The organism is Lysobacter sp. 2RAF19 (assembly GCF_052115395.1).
In the GTDB taxonomy this organism is placed as follows: Bacteria; Pseudomonadota; Gammaproteobacteria; order Xanthomonadales; family Xanthomonadaceae; genus Noviluteimonas.
In genome coordinates this window covers 1345349-1368617 of sequence record NZ_JBFRGO010000001.1, presented here as the reverse complement: position 1 = coordinate 1368617, position 23269 = coordinate 1345349, and the positions used below count along the sequence as shown (strand labels likewise).

The following is a 23269-nucleotide window of genomic DNA, read 5'->3' as shown; positions in this document are numbered from 1 at the left end:
CGGGCCGGCCCATGCATCCAGAGGTCGAATCCCCATGCGAATGGACAAGCTCACGTCGCGGTTCCAGGAAGCGCTGTCCGACGCGCAGTCGCTGGCCGTCGGCCGCGACCACAGCGTGATCGAACCGGTCCACCTGCTCGCCGCGTTGCTCGACCAGCAGGGCGGCACCGCCCGGTCGGTGCTCACTCAGGCGGGCGTCAACGTGCCGCTGCTGCGCGAGCGCATCGGCGAGACGCTCGAGAAACTCCCCAAGGTCTCCGGCCAGGCCGGCAACGTCAGCCTCGGCAACGACCTGGCGCGCCTGCTCAACGTCACCGACAAGTTGGCGCAGCAGCGGGGCGACACCTTCATCGCGAGCGAACTGTTCCTGCTCGCGCTCGCCGACGACGGGAGCGAGGCCGGCCGCGCGCTGAAAGCCGCCGGTGCGTCGAAGCAGAAACTCGAAGCCGCCATCGACGCCATTCGCGGAGGCGAGAAAGTGCAGAGCGAAAACGCCGAAGACCAGCGCCAGGCGCTGGAGAAATACACCATCGACCTCACCGAGCGCGCCGAGAAGGGCAAGCTCGATCCCGTCGTCGGCCGCGACGAGGAAATCCGCCGCACCATCCAGGTCCTGCAGCGCCGCACCAAGAACAACCCGGTGCTCATCGGCGAACCGGGCGTGGGCAAGACCGCGATCGTCGAAGGCCTCGCGCAACGCATCATCAACAACGAAGTGCCCGAAGGCCTGCGCGGCCGCCGCGTGCTGTCGCTCGACATGGGCGCATTGATCGCCGGCGCGAAATTCCGCGGCGAATTCGAAGAACGCCTCAAGGCCGTGCTCAACGACCTGGCGAAGAACGAAGGCCAGATCATCCTGTTCATCGACGAACTGCACACGATGGTCGGCGCCGGCAAGGCGGAAGGTTCGATGGATGCCGGCAACATGCTCAAGCCCGCGCTCGCGCGCGGCGAGCTGCATTGCATCGGCGCGACCACGCTGGACGAATACCGCAAGTACGTCGAGAAGGACGCAGCGCTCGAGCGTCGTTTCCAGAAGGTCTTCGTCGGCGAACCCAGCGTCGAGGACACCATCGCGATCCTGCGCGGCCTCAAGGAAAAGTACGCCGTGCACCACGGCGTGGAGATCACCGATCCGGCGATCGTCGCCGCGGCCACGCTCTCGCACCGCTACATCAGCGACCGCCAGTTGCCCGACAAGGCCATCGACCTGATGGACGAAGCAGCATCGCGCATCCGCATGGAGATCGACTCCAAGCCCGAGGAACTGGACCGCAAGGAACGCCGCCTGATCCAGCTGAAGATCCAGCGCGAAGCCCTGAAGAAAGAGAAGGATGCCGAGTCCAAACAGCGTCTGCAGGACCTGCAGGAAGAAATCGATCGCCTCGAGCGCGAATACAACGACCTGGAAGAAGTGTGGAAGGCCGAGAAGGCCACGCTGCAGGGCGCGACCAAGATCAAGGAGCAGATCGAGCAGGCCAAGCTCGAACTGGAAGGCGCGCAGCGCAAGCAGGACTTCGCGACGATGAGCGAGATCCAGTACGGCCGTTTGCCGGAACTGGAAAAGCAATTGCAGGCCGCGCAGGAAGTCGAATCCAAGGGCTTCACGCTGCTGCAGGACAAGGTGACCGCCGAAGAGATCGCCGAAGTCGTGTCGCGTTGGACGGGCATCCCCGTCAACAAGATGCTCGAAGGCGAGCGCGAGAAGCTGCTGCAGATGGAATCGGTGCTGCAAAAGCGCGTCGTCGGCCAGGCCGAAGCGGTGCGCGCGGTGTCCGATGCGATCCGTCGCTCGCGCGCGGGCCTGTCGGATCCCAACCGGCCGAATGGTTCCTTTCTTTTCCTCGGCCCGACGGGCGTGGGCAAGACCGAGCTCACCAAGGCGCTGGCGGATTTCCTGTTCGATTCGCCCGACGCGATGGTGCGCATCGACATGAGCGAATTCATGGAGAAGCATTCGGTCGCGCGCCTGATCGGTGCGCCCCCGGGCTACGTGGGTTACGAAGAGGGCGGCTATCTCACCGAAGCGGTGCGTCGCCGTCCCTACAGCGTGATCCTGCTCGACGAAGTGGAGAAGGCGCATTCGGATGTCTTCAACATCCTGCTGCAGGTGCTCGACGACGGGCGCCTGACGGACGGGCAGGGGCGCACGGTCGATTTCCGCAACACCGTGATCGTGATGACCTCCAACCTCGGCTCGCAGATGATCCAGGAACTCTCGGGCGAAACCCCGGAGGCCTACACGCAGATGAAGGCCGCGGTGATGGGCGTGGTGCAGGCGCATTTCCGGCCGGAGTTCATCAACCGGCTCGACGAGATCGTCGTGTTCCACCCGCTCGACAAGGCCCAGATCCGCGAGATCGCGCGCATCCAGACGCAATACCTGGGCAAGCGCCTGGGCGAGCGGGGCATCCGCATCGAGCTCTCCGATTCGGCGCTGGCCTTGCTCGGAAACGTGGGGTTCGACCCGGTCTATGGCGCGCGGCCGCTCAAGCGGGCGATCCAGCAGCAGCTCGAAAATCCGCTGGCGCAGAAGATCCTGGCCGGCGAATTCGTGAGCGGCGATACGATCCGGGTCGAGGCCGAAGGCGGGAAATTGGCGTTCAGCAAGGGCTGAGCGCCACCGCGGCTGCTAAAATCCCGGGGCTATGATCTCCTTCCGCAATTTCTCGCTCCGCCGGGGCGAACGCCTGTTGTTGTCCAACGTCGATCTCGCGATGCACGCGGGGTATCGCGTGGGCGTGGTCGGGCGCAACGGCACCGGCAAGTCCTCCCTGTTCGCCGCGATGATGGGCGAGGTGGAAGCCGACAAGGGCGACATCGACATGCCCGGCAAGGCGCGCATCGCCACCGTCGCGCAGGAGACGCCGTCGCTGCCCGATTCGGCCATCGACTTCGTGCTCTCCGGCGACCAGGCCGTGCACGACGCGATCCAGATGGAAGCCAACGCCTTCGCCAACGAAGACTGGGAAGCGGTCGCCGTCGCGCATCACAAGCTCGAAGAGCTCAACGGCTACGACGCCACCGCGCGCGCGGGCCGTCTGTTGCACGGCCTGGGTTTTCCGCCGGAGACGCATGCGAAAGCCGTTTCGGATTTCTCGGGCGGCTGGCGCGTGCGCCTCAACGTCGCGCGCGCGCTGATGACCCCGAGCGATTTGTTGCTGCTCGACGAACCGACCAACCACCTCGACCTCGACGCGGTGCTGTGGCTCGAACAGTGGCTGCTGCGCTATCCCGGCACGTTGCTGGTGATCTCGCACGACCGCGAATTCCTCGACAACATCTGCACGCACACGCTGCACCTGCACGAACAGCGCGCCAAGCTCTACGCCGGCGATTACACCGCCTTCGAACGCCAGCGCGCCGAGCAGTTGCGCCAGCAGCAGATCGCCTTCGAAAAGGAACAGGCCGAACGCGCGCACCTGCAGTCCTTCATCGATCGCTTCAAGGCCAAGGCCAGCAAGGCCAAGCAGGCGCAGTCGCGCATGAAGCGCCTGGCGAAACTCGCGGGCACCGAAGCCGTGCGCGCCGAACGCTCGTTGCACATCACCTTCCCCGAACCGCAGAAGCTGCCGACCTCGCTCGTGCGCCTGCGCGATGTCGATGCCGGCTACGGCGACGTGCAGATCCTGGGCAACGTGAACTTCGGCCTGGAAGCCGGCGATCGCGTCGGCCTGCTCGGCCCGAACGGCGCGGGTAAATCGACGCTCGTGAAAACGCTCGTCGGCGAATTGCCGTTGCTGGCCGGCGAACGCATCGCGCATCCCGACATGCGCATCGGTTACTTCGCGCAGCACACCGTCGAATCGCTGATGGCCGGGCAAACGCCCATCGATCATCTGCGCAAGGTCGCCGGCGACCTGCCCACGCAGGTGTTCCGCGATTTCCTCGGCAAGTGGAATTTCCCCGGCGACCGCGCGTTCGAATCGATCGACGGTTTCTCCGGCGGCGAGAAAGCGCGCCTGGCGCTGGCGATGATCGCGTTCAAGCAACCCAACGTGTTGCTGCTCGACGAACCGACCAACCACCTCGACCTCGACATGCGCGAAGCGCTCGCCGAAGCGCTGAGCGATTTCGACGGCGCGATCGTGCTCGTGTCGCACGATCGTCATTTGATCGGCCTGGTCTGCGACCGCTTCGTGCGCGTGGCCGACCACAAGGTCGAGGATTTCGACGGCGACCTGGATCAATACGCCGCGTGGTTGCGTTCGCGTCCGGGCAGCGAGTCGTCGAAGGCCGAAAAGGCCGCGAAGGCGCAGCCGGTCGCGGCGCCGCCGCCGCCCAAGGCGCCGGCGAAGAAGATCAACACGCACGCCCTGCAGAAGGCCGAGGCGCGGGTGGCGGAGCTGGAGGCGAAGATCGCGCAGCTCGACGCGCAACTCGCCGATCCGAAGGCCTATGCCGACGGCCGCGCCACCGACCTGGGCAAGCAACAGTCGAAATTGCGCGGCGATCTCGAACGTGCCGAAGCCGATCTGCTGGCCTTGTACGACGCCGCCTGACCTTTCAACGAACCGAATCGAAACCCGCCATGCCCATCTACGCTTTCGAATGCACCAACTGCGGCCACACGTTCGACCGTCTGCAGAAGATGTCGGACGCCGATCCGACGACGTGCCCGAACTGCGGCAAGGAAACGGTGAAGCGCAGCATCACCGCGCCGTCGTTCCGTCTGTCGGGCAGCGGTTGGTACGAGACGGATTTCAAGAAGGACGGCGACAAGAAGAAGAATTTGACCGAGGCGAGCAAGCCGGCGGAGTCGAAGCCTGTCGAAGCGAAGCCTGCGAAGCCGACGTCGTCCGAGTAGCAAGACGCTCTCAAGCCGCCACCCCCGCACTCCACTGCACGATGCGGTTGCGTCCCCCACGCTTCGCCGCCAACAACGCCAAGTCCGCGCGATGCAGCAAATCGGACAGCGTTTCGCCGGCGTGCCACTCCGCGACACCCACGCTCGCCGTGCACGAAAATCCATCGACCGCCAACGCACCGATGCGCTCGCACACCACGGCGATGAACTGCTCCGCCTCCAGCGCATGCATCCCCGGCAGCAACAGCGCGAACTCCTCGCCGCCCACGCGCCCGATCAAACGCCCTTCGCCCTGCAACTCCAGCAGGCAATGCGCGACCGCCGCGAGCAATTGATCGCCGATGCGATGCCCGCCCTCGTCGTTCACCCGCTTGAAATGATCCAGGTCGACGAAGCAGGCGCTCAACACCTGCCCGGGCCGCATCCGCATCAACATGTCTTCGCCCGACTCGATGAAATGGCGGCGATTCAACACCGAGGTCAACGCATCGAGTCGCGCGCGTTGCTCGAGCTCCTCCTCGGCGAGGAAATACCCGCGGCGCGCGTTGTCGACCGTCGCGTGCATCGCCATCGCGATCACCCCGCCGGCGACCGCCTGGATCCCGTAGGCCATCCACACCGTGCTGCCCGCGGCGCTGTGCCAGAGCGCGAGCGCGCCGGCGAGATAGGCGCAGACGATCGCGATGAACACGGTCCGCGCGCGCGCCCAGAACGGCGCGGTCACCAGCGGCGTGGCGACGAACATCGGCAGCAGCAGTGCGAGGCCGCCGTGGCCCGGGTGCGTGCTCAGCGCGCAGAACACGAGGAACAAGGTCTGCAGTGCCACGCCCGCCCAGGCGAACAGGTCGGCGCTGCGCACGGTCCGCATCCACAGGCCGATGGCGCCCAGCAGGAAGAAGCCGATCCACGTGAGGGGCGCCCACAGCCAGTCGGCCAGCGGCGCCGGCATCAGCAGCGCCTGGATGCCGATGAAGATCAGGAAGAACAACGGCGCGAAAAGCACCAGCCGTCGCAGGCGCGTGCCCTGCCAGCCGAACATCCGTTGCACGTACGCCGCCTCGCGTTCCGGCGGAAATACCATCGGCTGCCCCTCGCGGCCCCTTGTCCTGATCCAAACGGGGGCAGCGGCCGGAGGAGGACGGGCTAGAATGGCGCCCTTTCCGGCGCCCGCGCCGGTGGCAACTCGAACGGAACCCCCATGCGTACCCACTTCTGCGGCCTCGTCGACGAGGCGCTGATCGGCCAGACCGTCACCCTGTGCGGCTGGGCCGATGTCGCCCGCGATCTCGGCGGCCTGTGCTTCATCGACCTGCGCGACCACGAGGGCATCGTCCAGATCGTCGCCGAACCGTCGGAAACCGCCGGCAACGCCGCGGTCGTGGCGGCCGCTTCCCTGGTCGGTTATGAGGATTGCCTGCGCATCACCGGCACCGTGCGCCGCCGCCAGAGCGTGAACCCGAAGATCAAGACCGGCCAGGTCGAAGTCGTCGCCACGCAGATCCAGCTGCTCAACAAGGCCGAGCCGCTGCCCTTCCACGCGCACGAGAACCCGGGCGAAGACGTCCGCCTGAAGTACCGCTACCTCGACCTGCGCCGCCCGGAAATGCAGCAGATGATGCGCACGCGCATCCAGCTGGTGCAGGCGCTGCGCCGCTGGCTCGACGCGCGCGGCTTCCAGGACATCGAAACGCCGATCCTCACCAAGGCCACGCCCGAAGGCGCGCGCGACTTCCTCGTGCCCGCGCGCATGCACCACGGCGAGTTCTACGCGCTGCCGCAGTCGCCGCAGTTGTTCAAGCAGATCCTGATGATGGCGGGCTTCGACCGCTACTACCAGATCGCGCGCTGCTTCCGCGACGAAGCGCTGCGCGCCGATCGCCAGCTGGAATTCACGCAGCTGGACATGGAGTTCGCGTGGGTGTCCGAGCGCGAGGTGCAGGACACGGTCGAGGAAATGATCCGCGTGGTCTTCCGCGAAGTGATGAACGTCGAACTGGCGAATCCCTTCCCGCGCATGACCTACGAAGAAGCGATGCGCCGCTACGGTTCGGACAAGCCGGACCTGCGCAACCCGATGGAATTCACGGACATCGCCGAGTTGGTGAAGACCTGCGAATTCAAGGTCTTCACCGATTGGGCGAACCACGCCGACGGCCGCGTCGTCGCGTTGCGCACGCCGGGCGGCGCGCAGTTCTCGCGCAAGCAGATCGACGACTACGCCGCGCACGCCGCGAAGTACGGCGCGAAGGGCCTGGCGTGGATGAAGGTCGACGATCTGGCGAAGGGCCGCGAAGGCATCAACTCGCCGATCGCCAAGTTCCTGGATGACGCGACGCTGGACGCGATCCTCAAGGCCACCGGCGCGCAATCCGGTGATGCGATCTTCTTCGGCGCCGCCACCTACAAGTCCGCGTCCGACTTCATGGGCGCGCTGCGCCTGAAGCTCGGCAAGGACCTGGGCCTGGTCGCCGACGGCTGGACGCCGCTGTGGGTCACCGATTTCCCGATGTTCGAATGGGACGACGAAGAAAACCGTTTCGTCGCGCTCCACCATCCGTTCACCGCACCGGCCGTGGATTCGATCGAAGACCTGCGCACGAACGCGAAGACCGCGGTCTCGCGCGGCTACGACATGGTGCTCAACGGCAACGAGATCGGCGGCGGTTCGATCCGCATCCACAACTCGAAGATGCAGAGCGCGGTGTTCGAACTGCTCGGCATCGGCGCCGAGGAAGCCGAAGGCAAGTTCGGCTTCCTGCTCGACGCGCTGAAGTACGGCGCGCCGCCGCACGGCGGCATCGCCTTCGGCATCGACCGCATCGCCGCGCTCATGGCGGGCACCGAATCGATCCGCGACGTCATCGCCTTCCCGAAGACCACGACCGCGCAATGCCTGATGACCGGCGCGCCGTCGCCGGTGCCGGATGCGCAGCTGGCCGAGGTACACATCCAGGTCCGCGAGAAGCCGGCGAAATGAGCGCCGACGTGATCCGCCGCGCGACGCCCGAGGACGCCGCGGTGTTGTCGGATGTCGCCGAGCGCGCGTTCGTGCGCGCGTTCGGACATCTGTATCCGCCGGCGGATCTCGCGCAATTCCTGCAGGACAGTTATTCGGTCGAGCAACACCGGAAGTTCCTCGCCGATCCGAAGTGCGCGATGTGGATCGCGCAGCGCGACGGCGTCGCGGTGGGTTACGCGCTCGCCGGCCGCCCGTGCACCTTGCCGCACGCCGACGTGCGCCCCGAAGACGGCGAACTCAAGCGCATCTATCTGTTGCCCGAGGCGCAGAACGGTGGCCTGGGTTCGCGCCTGATCCAGACCGCGTTCGATTGGCTCGAGAAGGACGGCCCGACCACGTTGTGGATCGGCGTGTACTCGAAGAACTTCGGTGCGCAGCGTTTCTACGAGCGCCTGGGCTTCGAGAAGGTCGGCAATTACGAATTCCTCGTCGGCAGCGTGCGCGACCCCGAATTCATCCTGCGCCGCGCGCCCGCCGCGTGAAGCGCACCGTCGTCCTGCTGCACGGCCTGTGGATGCCGGGTGTTGCCATGCATTGGCTGGCGCGGCGCCTGGAAGAGGCGGGCTACGACACCGAAGTGTTCTCTTACATGAGCGTGGCCGACGGCCCCGATCGCGCCGTGCAGGCCCTGGTCGAGCGCATCGGCGCGCGTGAAGTCGACCTGGTGGCCCACAGCCTCGGCGGCCTGATCGCGATGCAGGCCTTGCGCCAGGCGCCGCAGCTCAAGGTCGGACGGCTTGTCTGCATCGGTTCGCCGCTCAGCGGTAGCGGCGCGGCGTCGGGGCTGTTGCGGCTGCCGATGGCGGCGGTCCTCCTGGGCCAGAGCGCCACGTTGCTGCGCGAAGGTTTCCCCGATTGGGAGGGCACCACGGAGGTCGGCGTGGTGGCCGGCAATTCGCCGCATGGGCTCGGGGCCTTGTTCGCAGGCTTCGGCGGCGAGCACGACGGCACGGTTGCGGTGTCCGAAACCCACCTGCCGGGCGTGAAGGACCACGTGGTCATCCCGGCCAGCCACAGCGGCCTGCTGTTTTCCGAGCAAGCCGCCGACCGCACCATCGCATTCCTGCGAACCGGCCGCTTCGAAGGGCAGGGCGCTGGGCCGCCCCCGCCTGTAGAATCCGCGCCTTCGCAACGCAGCTCCTAGGTTTCCAGCATGGGTCGTGGCCCTTCCATCGAAGCCCGCAAGAACGCGGTCGACGCGCAGCGCGGCAAGATCTTCACCAAGGTGATCCGCGAAATCGGCGTGGCCGCCCGCGCCGGCGGCGGCGACCCGTCGGGCAACCCGCGCCTGCGCGCGGCGATCGACCGCGGCCTGCAGGTGAACATGTCCAAGGACGTCATCGAGCGCGCGATCAAGAAGGCCACCGGCGAACTGGAAGGCGTCACCTACGAAGAGATCCGATACGAAGGCTATGCCCCCGGCGGCGTCGCGGTGATCGTCGATTGCCTCACCGACAACAAGGTCCGCACCGTCGCCGACGTGCGCCATGCATTCGGCAAGTTCGGCGGCAACCTCGGGACCGATGGCTCGGTCGCGTTCATGTTCAGGAAGCTCGGGGTCCTCTCCTTCGCGCCGGGCGCGGATGAAGAGCGCATCACCGAGATGGCGATCGACGCCGGCGCCGACGACATCGTCGTCTATCCCGAAGACGGCGCGATCGACGTGCTCACCGCGCCGGACGCTTTCGAAAGCGTCAAGGCCGCGATGGAAGGCGCGGGCCTGAAGGCCGACCTGTCCGAAGTGACCATGCGCGCCGACAACGACATCGCGGTGACCGGCGAAACCGCCGAGCAGGTCGGCAAGCTCCTGCGCTGGCTCGAAGACCTGGACGACGTGCAGAACGTCTACGCCAACGCCGACCTCAACGCGTAAGCACCGGCGTAGACTCAAAACGTGACCCGCATCCTCGGCATCGACCCCGGTTCCCAGCGCACCGGCGTGGGCGTGATCGACGTCGACGACGCCGGGCGTTGCACGTTCGTGCATTGCGAGGCGCTGGTGCTGCTCGATGCCGCCGATTTCCCCGCGCGCCTGGGCCGCCTGTGCGAAGGCCTGGAAGCGGTGATCGACGGCTACCGGCCCGACGAGGTCGCGATCGAAACCGTCTTCATGGACAAGAACGCGTCCTCCGCGCTGAAGCTGGGCCACGCCCGCGGCGCGGCGCTCGCCACCGTCGTGCGTCGCCACCTGGCGGTGCACGAATACGCACCGCGCCTGATCAAGCAATCGCTGGTCGGCCGCGGGGCCGCCGAGAAAACGCAGGTGCAGCACATGGTGCGCCTGCTGCTCAAACTGCCCGACACCAGACTGCAACCCGACGCCGCCGACGCGCTCGCCGTCGCACTCACGCATGCGCACATGAACGCCACCGCGTTGCGCGCCGGCGCGAGCGTGGCCTTGTTGCGCCGCCGCCGTTGATCGACGCCGCGATCGACCTCCAACAGGACCCAGCCACGTGATCGGACGCCTCAAGGGAATGCTCGTGCACAAGCAGCCGCCGTGGCTGGTGGTGGACGTCAACGGCGTGGGCTACGAGCTCGAAGCGCCGATGAGTACGTTCTACGACCTGCCCGAGATCGGCCGCGAAGTCGCGTTGTTCACGCATTACGCGCAGAAGGAAGACAGCGTGTCGCTGTACGGCTTCCTGCGCGAGAACGAGCGACGCCTGTTCCGCGATGTCCAGCGCGTCTCGGGCGTCGGCGCGAAGATCGCGCTGGCCGTGCTCTCGGGCGTGAGCGTCGAGGACTTCGCGCGCATGGTGCAGACCAGCGATGTCACCGCGCTCACGCGCATCCCCGGCATCGGCAAGAAGACCGCCGAACGCATGGTGGTCGAACTGCGCGACCGCGCGGCCGACCTCGGCGGTGGCGGCGGCCCGCTCGGCTCCCCCGGCGTGCCGGGCGATCCGCAGTCCGAGGCCACCGTGGCGCTCCAACAACTCGGTTACAAGCCTGTCGAAGCGGCGCGGATGGTGCGCGACGCGGCTGCGACGGGCGATGACGCCGCGACCATCATCCGCAAGGCGCTAAAGTCCGCGCTCCGCTGAGGCACCCCGGTCCATGGCCGATACCCGCCAAGCTTCCTCCACCAACCACGCGCATGCCCACCATGCCGGCAAGTCCGGTTTGTTCGGGCTGGCCGTCGGTGCGGTCGGCGTCGTCTTCGGCGACATCGGCACCAGCCCGCTGTACACGCTGAAGGAAGCCTTCTCGCCGCACTACGGCCTGGTGGCCAACCACGACACCGTGCTGGGCATCCTCTCGCTCGTGTTCTGGGCGCTGATGATCGTGGTGACGCTCAAGTACGTCACGATCATCATGCGCGCCGACAACGAAGGCGAAGGCGGCATCATGGCCTTGATGGCGCTGGCCCAGCGGACGCTGCCGAAGGGGTCGCGCTCGGCTTACGCGGTCGGCATCCTCGGCATCTTCGGGGCCTCGTTGTTCTTCGGCGACGGCGTGATCACGCCGGCGATCACGACGCTGTCGGCGGTCGAAGGCCTGGAAGTGGTCGCGCCGCAACTGGATTCGTGGGTCGTGCCGATCACGCTGGGCATCATCGTCTTCCTGTTCGGCACGCAGCGCTTCGGCACCGCGCGCGTGGGCAAGGTGTTCGGGCCGGTGATGGTGGTGTGGTTCATTTCGCTCGCGGGCATCGGCGTGTTCAACATCCGCCACAACCCCGAGGTCTTCCACGCGATCAATCCGTGGTGGGCGATGAACTTCTTCGTGACGCACGGCGGGCACGCGATTTTCATCCTCGGCGCGGTGGTGCTCGCGGTGACGGGCGGTGAAGCGCTGTACGCGGACATGGGCCACTTCGGCGCGCGGCCGATCCGGCATGCGTGGTACTGGTTCGTACTCCCGGCGCTGATGCTCAACTACATGGGGCAGGGCTCGCTGCTGCTGCTCGATCCCAAGGTCGCGGCCAACCCGTTCTATCTCGCCGTGCCCGCCATGGTCCGCATCCCGATGGTCGTGCTGGCCACCGCGGCGGCGGTGATCGCCTCGCAGGCGGTCATCACCGGTGCGTACTCGGTCGCGCGCCAGGCGATGCAGCTGGGCTACATCCCGCGCATGCGCATCCAGCACACCTCGAAGGACACGATCGGCCAGATCTACATCCCGTGGATCAACTGGGTGCTGGCGATGGCCGTGATCGCGGTGGTGCTGATGTTCCGCAGCTCCACGGGCCTGGCGTCGGCCTACGGCGTGTCGGTGTCCGGCACGATGCTGATCGATACGCTGCTGCTCTTCATCGTCGCCCGCGCGATGTGGCCCAAGGCGCGCACCTGGGTGTTGCCGCTGTGCGTGTTGTTCGGCGTGATCGACGTGGCCTTCCTCGTCGCCAACGGCGTGAAGTTCCTCGACGGCGCTTGGTTCCCCGTGGTGCTGGCGATCATCGTGTTCACGGTGCTGCGCACGTGGCGCCGCGGCCGGCAGTTGCTGTACGAGGAAATCCGCAAGGAAGGCATCCAGCTGGATTCCTTCCTGCCCGGCCTGATGCTTGCGCCGCCCACGCGCGTGCCGGGCACGGCGATCTTCCTGATCGCGCAGTCGGGCATGGTGCCGCACGCGCTGCTGCACAATCTCAAGCACAACAAGGTGCTGCACGAGCGCAACGTGTTCCTGACCGTGCAGACGCTCAACGTGCCGCACGCGCCGAAGGACCGACGCTTGAAGATCGAAGCGATCGGCGACGACTTCTATCGCATCACCGTGCGCTTCGGCTTCATGGAAGTCCCGGACGTGCCGCTGGCGTTGATGCGCTCGTGCGACATGGGGGAGAGCATCGGTATCCCGTTCGACCCGATGGACACGACGTATTTCGCCAGCCGCGAAACCATCGTCGCCGGCCGCCATCGCGGCATGCCGGTCTGGCGCGACCGCCTGTTCGCCTTCCTGCATCGCAACGCGGCGCCGGCGACGGGCTTCTTCCGCATCCCGGGCAATCGGCTGGTCGAACTGGGCGCGCAAGTCGAAATCTGAACGGGCAGGCGTAGCGGCGATCACAAAATCGCGTCTGGCGATTGCCGCATCCGCGCAACCGATGCCATGCTGGTCGCATGGGGAAACAATCGCAGCGCGCGTTGCGCATCCTGATCACGGACGACACCGCGGCTTCGCGTGCCGGTTGCGGTCCCAGCCTCATCGATTTCGCCCGCGCGCTATTGCGGCGGGGGCACCATGCGGTCGTGTACGGCGCGGTGCCGCCTGACGTCGCGCAGGCCCTGCGCGATGCGACCGTGCCGGTGGTCGACGACCTGGCCGCGCTCAACTTCGTGCCCGACATCATCCACGGCCAGCACCATCTGGAAACGATGACGGCCGCGCTGCATTTCGCCGGCACGCCGGTGGTGGCCGCGTGCCATGCCTTCTCGTGGGAACAGACGCCGCCGGTGTTCCCGACCATCGCGCGCTGGATCGCGCTGGATGAAGCGTGCGCGCAACGCCTGGCCACGACCGCCGGCGTCGACGCCACGCGCATCCGCGTGCTGCACAACGGCGTGGACATCGCGCGCTTCGAACCGCGCGCGCCGCTGCCCGCCACGCCGCGCCGCGCGCTGCTGTGCAACGCGCACGGCCTGCGCGACGCGTGCGCGGCCACCATCGTGCGCGCATGCCGCCAGGCGGGCGTCGCGGTGGACCTGGCGACGAACGACGTGCCCGCCGAACTCTTGCGCGACTACGACATCGTCTTCACCCAATCGCGCCGCGCGCTCGAAGCGATGGCCACCGGTTGCGCGACCATCGTCGCCGATCGCGCGGGCCTCGCCGGCCTGGTCACGACCGCGAATTTCGACCGCCTGCGCGCGCTGGATTTCGGCATGCGTTCGATGCAGGCCGCACCGGTGACCGAAGCCGGCGTCCTCGCCGCGATCGCCGCCTATGACGTCGACGATGCCGGGCGTGTCTGCGAGCGCGTCCGCGCCGAGGCGAGCATCGACGTGCTGGCCGACGCGACGCTCGCGCAATACCGCGAAGCGATCGACGCCGGCCGGTTCCCCGATCCGCAGGATTGCACGCAGGCCGCCGCGCGTTACCTGCGCGATGTGGTTTCGCCGACGGTGAAGTCCGTCGAACAGGCGCGCACCGCGCAACGCCAGGCCGAGGATGCGCGCGACGCGCACGTCGAAGCGGGCCGTGCGGCCGCCGCCGCCGCGGAAAAACGCATCGAAGCGGCGCTCCAGGCGCGCGAAGCCGCCGTCACCGAACGCGCGGTCGCACTGAAGGCGCACGACGAAATGGAAGCGCGCCTGGCCCGCGCGATGCAGCGCGCGCTGGATGCGGGCATCGAACGCGATGCCGCCTTCCTCGCGCGCGACGAAGCCAAGGCGGCGCAACTGGCCGCCACCGGCATGCAGGCGCGCACGGCCGATGCCTACGCCGATGCGTTGCGCGCGCAGGGCCAGCTCGCGCTGGATCTGGCCGATGCACGCGCGCGCCTGCTCGTGCTCGAGAACGACCTCGACGCGGCCAAGCGCGCACAAGCCGACCTGCGCGACACGCGTGCCTGGCGCGCGGTCTCCGCGTATCGCCGTTTCTGGGCGAAATTCGCATGAGCCCGGCCGTCGGAACGCACGCGATCGCCGTCATCGGATTCGGCCGCATGGGGCGCCTGCATGCGCAGGCCCTGCACGCGAGCCCGGAATTCCACCTCGCCGCGATCGTCGAACCCGATGCCGCCTGCGCGCAGGACATCGCCGCGCTGGGTGCGACGTGGCATGCCTCCATCGAGATGCTGCCGCCGTCGATCCGCCACGCGATCATCGCCGTGCCGCCATCGCGCCACGCGCAGGTCGCGTGTGCACTCGCGCGGCGCGGCGTGCATTGCCTGATCGAGACACCCGGCGGCGCACGCGCCGACGACACCGCGTCGATGATCGCCGCCGCCGACATCGACGGGACCTGCATGCGCGTGGCCTTCGGCGAACGCTTCAATCCGGTGATCGCGCAATTGCTCGCCGCGCCGTCGCCGGCGACGCTCGCGATCCGCCGCCACGGCTCGCACGCGCTCGACGTCCCGCGCGAAGGCGATGTCCTGCAGGACGTGTTGCTGCACGACCTGGACTGGGTGTGCGCGCTCGCCAAAGCCAGCCCGGTGCAGATCGACATGCTCGACGCACGCCGCCACTACCAGCGCTGGGAAGCCATCCGCTGTCGCTTGCGATTCCCGAACGGGATGGACGTCGACCTCTCGGTCAGCCGCATCGCACCGCGCGCCGAATACGCCATCCACGTCGCGGGGCAGGGCGTGTTGCCGCTGGAGGATCTGCGCGAAGCCCCCGACATGCTGGCCGCGCAGGCGAGCGCGTTCCTGCGGGCGGCCCGCGACGAAGACACCCCGCTGGCCACGCTCGAACGCGCGTTCGACACGCACCGCCTGTTGGAGCGGATCGCACGCGCCGCCACCGAGTTGGAAGCCACGCGCGCGGCGTGAACCGCGCGGAAGCGGCGACCGAACGCACGAGGCGATTCCAGCCGCGCGTATGCGCACTTCCGATGCCGTGGTTCGATGTGGCTGCGTAGCCTCGGAATGCGTCGAAACGCGACGCTTTCCGCTGAGGTCCAAATGACCCGTTTCGTTCTCCTGCTTTTGTGTGCGTGGGCGCCGGTTGCAATGGCACAGCACTTTCCCGAATCGGTGCGCATCGGCATCTATTCACAGCCTCCGGATACGAGCGGTTCGCCTGCCGCGGGGCAGTGTTTGATCCGCGGCAACAACGGCAATGGCGAGTTCGTTCGCTACAACTGGGGCAGGGGGCCCGAGCAATGGTGCGGATTCCCCACCAAGGCGGAGTTCCTCGCGAACCGCCAGGGCGTCTTCGACGTGGTCTACGTCGCCGCCCAGAACGCGTATCTGATCTGGCAGGGCGCAGATGCCTGCCTGATGGCCAAGGCCGACGGCACCACCGGCGTCGCCTCGTGCAGTCAGGCGATGCAGGACCCGCGTGGCATGTGGCGCATCGACCGCGGTCTCATGTCCGGCGGCGTGGTCTACGCCTCCATTCGTTCCCGATTCGACGACCGATGCCTGATCTTCGGCAACAACGGTTACGACGAACGCCCGACGTTGTATCGATGGGCCAATGCGCCGGCCGATCAGCTGTACTGCGGCCTGGGGATCGACAAGCTGGTGCGGACGGGCCAGGGGCTGTGGATGTTCACGCCGCTTCAGTGAACGCGCAGCAAGGCATCGGCGGACGGACATCCCGCCGATGCCTTGATCGGCGGCTCGTGTCACCATGCGCCCCATGACAGAGGACCGCATCATCACAGCCGCCTCCACGCGGGAAGACGAGGCCATCGAAGCCTCGATCCGCCCCAGGAAGCTTTCCGAATATCTCGGCCAGGTGCCGGTCCGGGAGCAGATGCAGATCTACATCGAGGCGGCGAAGGCGCGCGGCGAGGCGCTCGACCACGTCCTGATCTTCGGCCCGCCCGGCCTGGGCAAGACCACGCTCTCGCACGTGATCGCCAACGAACTGGGCGTGGGCCTGCGCCAGACCTCCGGCCCGGTCATCGAAAAGGCCGGCGATCTCGCCGCGCTGCTGACCAACCTGCAGCCGCACGATGTGTTGTTCATCGACGAGATCCATCGCCTCTCGCCGGCGATCGAGGAAGTGCTGTATCCGGCGATGGAAGATTTCCAGATCGACATCATGATCGGCGAAGGCCCCGCGGCCCGTTCGATCAAGCTCGACCTGCCGCCCTTCACCCTGATCGGCGCGACCACGCGCGCGGGCCTGCTCACCGCGCCCCTACGCGACCGCTTCGGCATCGTCCAGCGCCTGGAGTTCTACACGCCCGAAGAGCTCACCCGCATCGTGCGGCGCTCGGCCAACATCCTGGCCATCCAGTGCTCGCCCGAAGGCGCGGCGGAAATCGCCAACCGCTCGCGCGGCACGCCGCGCATCGCCAACCGCCTGTTGCGCCGCGTGCGCGACTTCGCGCAGGTCCGCGCGGCCGGCATCATCGACCGCGACGTCGCCGATGCGGCGATGCAGATGCTGAAAGTCGACCCGCAGGGCTTCGACGAACTCGACCGCCGCATGTTGCGCACCATCGTCGAATCCTTCGACGGCGGCCCGGTCGGCGTGGAATCGCTCGCCGCCGCGCTGAGCGAAGAACGCGGCACGCTCGAAGACGTGATCGAGCCCTATCTCATCCAGCAGGGATACCTGGTCCGCACCGCGCGCGGACGCATGGCGTCGGCGAAGGCGTATCGCCACCTCGGTCTGCGCCCGAAAGCGGGCGCGCAGGACCTCTTCGCCGCGCCTGGACCCACGGATCCGGATGATGCAAGCGGTGAATGACCCCGTGTTCAGTTGGCCGACACGGGTGTATTGGGAGGATACCGACGCCGGTGGCGTGGTCTACCACGCGCAATACCTGGCCTTCCTCGAACGCGCGCGCACCGAATGGATGCGCGCGCAGGGGCACGGCCAGGACCGCCTGCGCACCGAACACGACCTGGTGTTCGCGGTGCGGGCGATGCAGATCGACTTCCGCCTCCCGGCGCGGCTGGACGATGCGCTGCAAGTGTCCGTCGCGTTGCGCGAATGCCGTCGCGCGAGCCTGGTGCTTGCGCAACAAATCCGCCGCGACGGGGAACTGTTGCTCGACGCGCAGGTCCGTGTCGCTGCGTTGTCGGCTTCCCGCTTCAAACCCGTTGCCATCCCCCAACCGTTGTTCGATGCATTGAACCGCCTCGTGGAGACCCCCGCATGACGCCCATCCTGATGTTGCAGGAAGCCGCCACCCAGGCCCTGCCCGACCAGGCGCCCGCGCAAACCGTGTCGATCGCCGACCAGGCGGGGCAGGCGGCGCACGCCGCATCGGCGGGCAACATCAACGTGCTCGACCTGGTCCTCCACGCGAGCATCCCGGTGCAGCTGGTGATGCTGTTGCTGCTGTTCGCGTCGATCGCCTCGTGGGTGATCATCTTCCGCAAGAAGCGCGTGCTCGACCGCGCCGAAAAAGACACCGAGCGTTTCGAGGAACGCTTCTGGTCGGGCGCCGAACTGTCGAAGTTGTACGCCGGCGCCACCGAGCGCGGCCGCGTCGCCGAAGGCCTGGAAGCGATCTTCGAAGCCGGCTTCCGCGAGTTCAACCGCATCCGCCAGCGTCGCGGCGTGGACAGCCGCATCCAGCTCGAGGGCGCGCAACGCGCGATGCGCGCCACCACCTCGCGCGAAGTGGACGGCCTGGAACACAACCTCGAATTCCTCGCCAGCGTCGGTTCGATCAGCCCCTACGTGGGCCTGTTCGGCACGGTGTGGGGCATCATGATTTCCTTCCAGGGCCTGGCCAACGTGAAGGAAGCGACGATCGCCACCGTCGCCCCTGGCATTTCCGAAGCGCTGATCGCCACCGCGATGGGCCTGTTCGCCGCGATCCCGGCGGTGTGGGCCTACAACCGCTTCGCCACCAAGGTCGAACGCATCGCCACGCGTTACGACGCATTCTCCGAAGAGTTCTCCTCGATCCTCCAGCGCCAGGCGCACGCCGACGAATAAGGAGCGGGCAATGACCGCCATGTCACCGCGCCGCCATCGCAAGCGCAAACTCAAGGCCGAAATCAACGTCGTGCCGTACATCGACGTGATGCTCGTGCTGTTGATCATCTTCATGGTGACCGCGCCGCTGTTGAACCTCGGCGTCGACATCGAACTTCCGCAATCCAACGCGCGCCCGGTGGAGCAGAAGCAGGAACCGGTCGTGATCAGCATGAACGCCGAAGGCAAGCTGTGGCTGAAGCTGCAGGGCCAGGAGAACGAGGCGACGACGCTCGATGACCTCGTGCTCAAGGTCGGCGCTTTCGTGCGCAACAACAAGGACACGCCGGTGTACGTGGCCGCCGACAACGACGTCGCGTACCAGAAGGTCTACGACGTGCTCACCGCGCTGCAGACGCGCGCCAACGTGCCGCGCGCGGGCTTGATGAGCCAGCCCACGGGCGCATTGGCGCCGGGAGCCGCGAAGAAGTGAAGGAGACGCGCGCCGACACGGTGCAGTCCATCGTTGCGGCGATCGTGCTGCACGCGCTCCTGTTTGCGCTGATGTACTTCGGCCTGTTCTGGACGTGGAGCGAGGCCGACGAAATCCAACGCGGGCCGGTGATCGAAGCCACGCTCATCGATCCGAATGCGTTGTCGGCGTCGATGCGCCGTTCGCTGGCCAAGCGCCCCGAACAAACCACGCCCGCGCCGCAGGAAACCACGCCGGTCGAGCAACCCAAGCCCGAACCGCGTCCGGAGGATGCACCGACGCCGCCGCAGCCGATCGCGCAGGAGGTCGTGCCCGAGCCCGACGTCGAAACGCAGGAAGCGGTCGTCGACGCGCCTTCGCCGAAACCGCCCGCGCCGAAGGTGCAGGAAGCCAAGCAACGCCAGGAGCAGATCGACACCACCGCGCAGGAACGCCAGCAACAGGCCGAGCGCGAGCGTCGCCTGAGCGCGATGGAACAGATGCGGCAGAAGCAGCTCGAAGACATCCGTCGCCAGCGCGAAGCCAACCAGAAAGAAGTGAGCCTGCGCGAACAGAAGCTGCGCCAGATCGCCGATGCGCGCGGCATGGCCGAGGCCGCGGCGACGGCCGATTCGAATTCCGAAGCCTCCCCGCAACCAGGCTCGGGCGGCGATGCCGACACGCTGCGTTCGCGTTGGTTGCAGGCCATCGTCGACCAGATCCGCCAGAACTGGAGCCGCCCGGACGACGTGCCCAACGGCATGTGCCCGATTCGCATCCAGATGGAGCGGGGCGGGCGCGTGGCCTCGGTCGAAGTGCTCCCTGGTTGCCCCTACGACGAACTCACCCGGCGATCGGTCGAAGCCGCGGTGCTCAAGGCCCAGCCGCTCCCCTACGCCGGATTCGAGCGCGTTTTCCAGCCCGAATTGCGTCTGGGTTTCCGCGCGGAATAACGCGACTCGACCCGCGGGTCCGGTCTCGTTCATCTTTGTTCCACATTTCACGGCCAAGCTGTTAACTAACCCGCTCCATTCAGGAATCCCCCGATGACCCGAACGCTGCGCCGGCTCGCTGCCACTGTCCTGCTCTTGTTCCCCCTGGCCGCATGGGCCCAGGTGGACGCCGAAGTCGTGGGCGGTACAGCCTCGGCCCTGCCGATCGCGGTCGTTCCCTTCGCCGGTTCCACGGGCGAGAACGAAATCGGTGGCATCGTCGCCGCCGACCTCGCGCGCTCCGGCGCCTTCCGCGTACTGCCCGACCGCGACCTCGTCGAGCGCCCGACGCGTTCGAGCGAAGTGAACTACGCCACGTGGCGCTTGCTGAAACAGGAATTCCTGCTCGCCGGCCGCGTGATGCCCGAAGGCGGCAACCTGCGCGTGGAGTACGAGCTGTTCGACGTCTCCAAGCAGCAACGCATCCTCGGTGAGGCGAAGATCGCCCCCGGAACCGCGGCGCGCGACCTCGCGCACCAGGTCGCCGACTCGGTGTACGAAAAGATCCTCGGCGTGCGCGGCGCGTTCTGGACGCGCATCGCCTACGTCACCGCGAGCGGCACCGGCAACAACCGCCACTACCAGCTGATGGTGTCCGACAGCGACGGCTTCAATTCGCAGGCGGTGGTGAGCTCGCCGCAGCCGATTCTCTCGCCGTCGTGGAGCCCGGATGGAAAGCGCTTGGCGTATGTCAGTTTCGATCGCGGAAATTCCTCGATCTACATCCAGAACCTGACGACCAGCGGTCGCGAACTGATCGCGAGCTTCCGCGGAATCAATGGCGCGCCGAGTTTCTCGCCCGACGGCACGAAGCTCGCGATGACGCTGTCGAAGAGCGGCAACCCCGAGGTCTACGTGATGACGCTCGGCAGCAAGCAGCTGAGCCAGATCACCAACCACTTCGGCATCGACACCGAACCGGTGTGGAGCGCCGATGGCGGCACGATCTATTTCACCTCCGATCGCGGCGGCAAGCCGCAGATCTACCAGGCCTCCTCGTCCGGCGGCGGCGCCACGCGCCTGACCTTCGCGGGGAGCTACAACGCACGCGCCACGGTGTCGGCCGATGGCAAGAAAATCGCCACCGCGCAGGGCAACGGCAACACCTATCGCATCGCGCTGATGGATCGCACGATGGGCAATCGTTGGACGCCCCTGTCGCCGGGCAACCTCGACGAATCGCCGAGCTTCGCCCCCAACGCATCGATGCTGTTGTACGCCGCGAAAGAAGGCGGCCACAGCGTTTTGTACACCGTGTCCGCCGACGGCCGCGCCCGCGCGAAGCTGCCCGTGCAGGGCGCGAGCGTCCAGGAACCGGCCTGGGGCCCGTACCGGCTGAAACGCTGAACGGGCGTAGTATTTCTGATCCACGGCCGCGTCCGCCGACGCGGCCGCCCTCACACTGCGAGAAGACGAGGAACGACGATGAACGCAACGACACACAAGTTCGGTCGCATCATGATGGCCGCCATGCTCTGCACGGCCGTCGTGGCCTGCTCCAAGAAGGTCAAGGAAGAGCCGGTGCAGCCGGTCGCGCCGAGCACGACGGCGCCGGTGACCGAAACGCCCGCCGCCGCGGGTGCGTACACGCCCGAAGACCTCGACACCGATGCCTGCCTGCGCCAGCGCGTGGTGTACTTCGACTTCGACCAGGATTCGCTGCGTCCGGAATTCCAGGCCGCGATGGCGTGCCATGCCAAGTACCTGCGCGATCGTCCGTCCGCGCGCATGTCGCTGGAAGGCAACGCCGACGAGCGTGGCAGCCGCGAATACAACCTCGGCCTCGGCGAACGCCGCGGCAACGCGGTGTCCTCCGCGCTGCAGGCCAACGGTGGCTCGGGCAGCCAGATCACCGTGGTGAGCTACGGCGAAGAACGTCCGACCTGCAACGAATCGACCGAAGATTGCTGGGCCAAGAATCGTCGCGTCGAGATCGTCTACACGGCGAAGTAAGCCATGCGGCGCCAGATCGCCATCGGTGTCCTCGCGGCGGCCCTCGTGGCCGCCGCGCCCGCGTTCGCGCAACGCGCCAGCCTCGCCGACCGCGTGGCCCTGCTCGAGCAACAGGCGGCCAACAACCAGGGCAACGTCGATCTGCTCAACCAGGTGCAGCAACTGCGTTCGGAAGTCACCGCGCTGCGCTCGCAACTGGAAGAAGCGCAGCAGCAGAACGCGCAGATGAAGGCCGATTACGACGCGCGCTGGGGCGATCTCGACGCGCGCCTGGCCCGCATCGAAACCGGCGGCGGTGCCAACACCGTGCCGGCGGCGCCCGCGAGTGCATCGACGGCGTCGCGTGGTGCGGCGACGGTCGCTGCAGAACGCGCGCCGACTGTCCGCGGCGATGCGGGCAAAGTCGCGCAATCGGCCGACGAACGCAGCGCCTACAACGCCGCCTTCGACGTGCTCAAGGCCGGCGACTACGTGCAGTCGGCACAGAAGTTCCAGCAGTTCCTGCGCGACTATCCGGGCGGCACGTACACGCCGAACGCGCTGTATTGGCTCGGCGAGAGCTACTACGTCACGCAGAACTACGAACTGGCCCAGGAACAGTTCCAGGCCCTGTTGAGCCAATACCCGACCCACGACAAGGCCCCGGGTGCGCTGCTCAAGGTGGGCCTGTCGCAGTTCGGCCTGAAACAGATGGATGCCGCCGAAGCCACCCTGGCCCGCGTGTCCCAGCAATACCCGGGCACCGACGCCGCCCGCACCGCGGATGACCGGCTCCGGGCGATCCAGCTGAGCAAAGTCCGCTGACCGGCAGGGGGCCTGTAAAATGGCCCCCATGTCTGCCGTCCTACCCGCCCCCGACGCGGCCCCCGCCGCCGAGGCCGCGCGCCTCAAGCTCACCGAAATCTTCCTGTCCCTGCAGGGCGAAGCCCGCGATGCGGGCTGGCCGACCGTGTTCGTGCGCCTCACCGGCTGCCCGCTGCGGTGCCGCTACTGCGATACCACCTACGCCTTCTTCGGCGGGGAGTGGTGGGACATCGACGCGATCCTCGCCGAAGTGGCCAGGCACGGCGTCCGCCACGTCTGCGTCACCGGCGGCGAACCGCTCTCGCAGAAGCGCGTGATCGGCTTGCTGGAAAAACTCTGCGACGCCGGATACGTCGTCTCGCTCGAAACCTCCGGTGCGATCGATATCTCCGACGTCGACACGCGCGTCTCGCGCATCGTCGACATCAAGACGCCGGACTCCGGCGAAGTCGAACGCAATCGCTGGGAAAACCTGGCGCTGCTCACGCCGCACGACCAGGTGAAGTTCGTGATCTGCAGCCGCGCGGATTTCGACTGGGCCAGCAAGGTGCTGTTCGAACACAGGCTCTTCGAGCGCTGCGACGTCCTGTTCTCGCCGAGCCACGCGCAGGTCACGCCGCGCGAACTCGCCGACTGGATCGTCGAAGCGCGCTTGCCCGTGCGCTTCCAGACGCAGCTGCACAAGGCCCTGTGGGGCGAGGAGCCGGGCCGTTGAATCGTGAA

Annotated in this window: 23 protein-coding genes; 22 read left to right on the top strand and 1 reads right to left on the bottom strand. The window is 67.2% G+C overall.

The window, feature by feature from the left end; translation table 11 throughout:
• The first annotated feature begins 34 nt into the window (after positions 1–34).
• The 3 genes from clpB to AB4059_RS06685 are packed head-to-tail and all read left to right on the top strand — an operon-like array spanning position 35 to position 4807.
• Positions 35–2617, top strand: coding sequence for an ATP-dependent chaperone ClpB (gene clpB / locus AB4059_RS06695; protein WP_498977724.1), 2583 nt, complete (start codon positions 35–37; stop codon positions 2615–2617).
• A gap of 31 nt (positions 2618–2648) precedes the next feature.
• Positions 2649–4502, top strand: a complete 1854-nt coding sequence (locus AB4059_RS06690) for an ABC-F family ATP-binding cassette domain-containing protein (protein WP_498977722.1) — start codon at positions 2649–2651, stop codon at positions 4500–4502.
• A 29-nt stretch (positions 4503–4531) separates the two neighbouring features.
• On the top strand, positions 4532–4807 hold the full coding sequence (locus AB4059_RS06685; protein ID WP_498977720.1) for an FmdB family zinc ribbon protein: 276 nt from the start codon (positions 4532–4534) through the stop codon (positions 4805–4807).
• A gap of 10 nt (positions 4808–4817) precedes the next feature.
• On the opposite strand, the gene AB4059_RS06680 is transcribed toward AB4059_RS06685, so the two are convergent.
• Positions 4818–5888 carry a GGDEF domain-containing protein gene (locus tag AB4059_RS06680; RefSeq protein WP_498977718.1) on the bottom strand — a complete coding sequence of 357 codons (1071 nt, stop codon included), beginning with the start codon at positions 5886–5888 and terminating at the stop codon, positions 4818–4820.
• 117 nt (positions 5889–6005) lie between these two features.
• Between AB4059_RS06680 and aspS the strand changes: the two genes are divergently transcribed.
• From aspS to queE, 19 genes are all read left to right on the top strand, one after another.
• Positions 6006–7784: an aspartate--tRNA ligase gene (aspS, locus tag AB4059_RS06675; RefSeq protein WP_498977716.1), complete on the top strand. Its 1779-nt coding sequence runs from the start codon at positions 6006–6008 to the stop codon at positions 7782–7784.
• Positions 7781–8308 (top strand): GNAT family N-acetyltransferase, encoded by a 528-nt coding sequence (locus AB4059_RS06670; RefSeq protein WP_498977714.1) that lies wholly within the window; start codon positions 7781–7783, stop codon positions 8306–8308. Before aspS ends, AB4059_RS06670 begins: the two co-directional genes overlap by 4 nt.
• Positions 8305–8970 carry an alpha/beta fold hydrolase gene (locus AB4059_RS06665; protein WP_498977712.1) on the top strand — a complete coding sequence of 222 codons (666 nt, stop codon included), beginning with the start codon at positions 8305–8307 and terminating at the stop codon, positions 8968–8970. Before AB4059_RS06670 ends, AB4059_RS06665 begins: the two co-directional genes overlap by 4 nt.
• A 9-nt stretch (positions 8971–8979) precedes the next feature.
• On the top strand, positions 8980–9699 hold the full coding sequence (locus AB4059_RS06660) for a YebC/PmpR family DNA-binding transcriptional regulator (RefSeq protein ID WP_498977710.1): 720 nt from the start codon (positions 8980–8982) through the stop codon (positions 9697–9699).
• A 21-nt stretch (positions 9700–9720) separates the two neighbouring features.
• A complete protein-coding gene (ruvC, locus tag AB4059_RS06655) occupies positions 9721–10245 on the top strand; it encodes a crossover junction endodeoxyribonuclease RuvC (protein ID WP_498977708.1) in 525 nt (174 codons plus the stop codon).
• Between the two features lie 37 nt (positions 10246–10282).
• Positions 10283–10873: a Holliday junction branch migration protein RuvA gene (ruvA, locus tag AB4059_RS06650; RefSeq protein ID WP_498960992.1), complete on the top strand. Its 591-nt coding sequence runs from the start codon at positions 10283–10285 to the stop codon at positions 10871–10873.
• A gap of 13 nt (positions 10874–10886) precedes the next feature.
• On the top strand, positions 10887–12815 hold the full coding sequence (locus AB4059_RS06645) for a potassium transporter Kup (RefSeq protein ID WP_498977706.1): 1929 nt from the start codon (positions 10887–10889) through the stop codon (positions 12813–12815).
• 77 nt (positions 12816–12892) lie between these two features.
• Positions 12893–14389 carry a glycosyltransferase gene (locus tag AB4059_RS06640; protein ID WP_498977704.1) on the top strand — a complete coding sequence of 499 codons (1497 nt, stop codon included), beginning with the start codon at positions 12893–12895 and terminating at the stop codon, positions 14387–14389.
• The gene (locus AB4059_RS06635; protein WP_498977702.1) at positions 14386–15267 is read left to right on the top strand and encodes a Gfo/Idh/MocA family protein; all 882 of its coding nucleotides are present in this window, start codon (positions 14386–14388) and stop codon (positions 15265–15267) included. Before AB4059_RS06640 ends, AB4059_RS06635 begins: the two co-directional genes overlap by 4 nt.
• A gap of 180 nt (positions 15268–15447) precedes the next feature.
• The gene (locus AB4059_RS06630) at positions 15448–16008 is read left to right on the top strand and encodes a hypothetical protein (protein ID WP_498977700.1); all 561 of its coding nucleotides are present in this window, start codon (positions 15448–15450) and stop codon (positions 16006–16008) included.
• 73 nt (positions 16009–16081) lie between these two features.
• On the top strand, positions 16082–17143 hold the full coding sequence (gene ruvB, locus AB4059_RS06625; protein WP_498977698.1) for a Holliday junction branch migration DNA helicase RuvB: 1062 nt from the start codon (positions 16082–16084) through the stop codon (positions 17141–17143).
• Positions 17127–17558 carry a tol-pal system-associated acyl-CoA thioesterase gene (ybgC, locus tag AB4059_RS06620; protein ID WP_498977696.1) on the top strand — a complete coding sequence of 144 codons (432 nt, stop codon included), beginning with the start codon at positions 17127–17129 and terminating at the stop codon, positions 17556–17558. Before ruvB ends, ybgC begins: the two co-directional genes overlap by 17 nt.
• Positions 17555–18346: a protein TolQ gene (gene tolQ / locus AB4059_RS06615; protein ID WP_498960976.1), complete on the top strand. Its 792-nt coding sequence runs from the start codon at positions 17555–17557 to the stop codon at positions 18344–18346. The genes ybgC and tolQ overlap by 4 nt, the downstream gene beginning before the upstream one ends.
• Before the next feature lie 10 nt (positions 18347–18356).
• The gene (tolR, locus tag AB4059_RS06610; RefSeq protein ID WP_498977693.1) at positions 18357–18818 is read left to right on the top strand and encodes a protein TolR; all 462 of its coding nucleotides are present in this window, start codon (positions 18357–18359) and stop codon (positions 18816–18818) included.
• Positions 18815–19750, top strand: coding sequence for a cell envelope integrity protein TolA (gene tolA, locus AB4059_RS06605; RefSeq protein WP_498977691.1), 936 nt, complete (start codon positions 18815–18817; stop codon positions 19748–19750). The genes tolR and tolA overlap by 4 nt, the downstream gene beginning before the upstream one ends.
• A gap of 93 nt (positions 19751–19843) precedes the next feature.
• The gene (gene tolB, locus AB4059_RS06600) at positions 19844–21136 is read left to right on the top strand and encodes a Tol-Pal system beta propeller repeat protein TolB (RefSeq protein WP_498977687.1); all 1293 of its coding nucleotides are present in this window, start codon (positions 19844–19846) and stop codon (positions 21134–21136) included.
• Positions 21137–21214: 78 nt separating this feature from the next.
• Positions 21215–21742, top strand: coding sequence for a peptidoglycan-associated lipoprotein Pal (pal, locus tag AB4059_RS06595; protein ID WP_498977684.1), 528 nt, complete (start codon positions 21215–21217; stop codon positions 21740–21742).
• A gap of 3 nt (positions 21743–21745) precedes the next feature.
• Positions 21746–22546: a tol-pal system protein YbgF gene (gene ybgF / locus AB4059_RS06590; RefSeq protein ID WP_498977682.1), complete on the top strand. Its 801-nt coding sequence runs from the start codon at positions 21746–21748 to the stop codon at positions 22544–22546.
• 28 nt (positions 22547–22574) lie between these two features.
• Positions 22575–23261, top strand: a complete 687-nt coding sequence (queE, locus tag AB4059_RS06585; RefSeq protein ID WP_498977680.1) for a 7-carboxy-7-deazaguanine synthase QueE — start codon at positions 22575–22577, stop codon at positions 23259–23261.
• Positions 23262–23269: the final 8 nt, after the last annotated feature.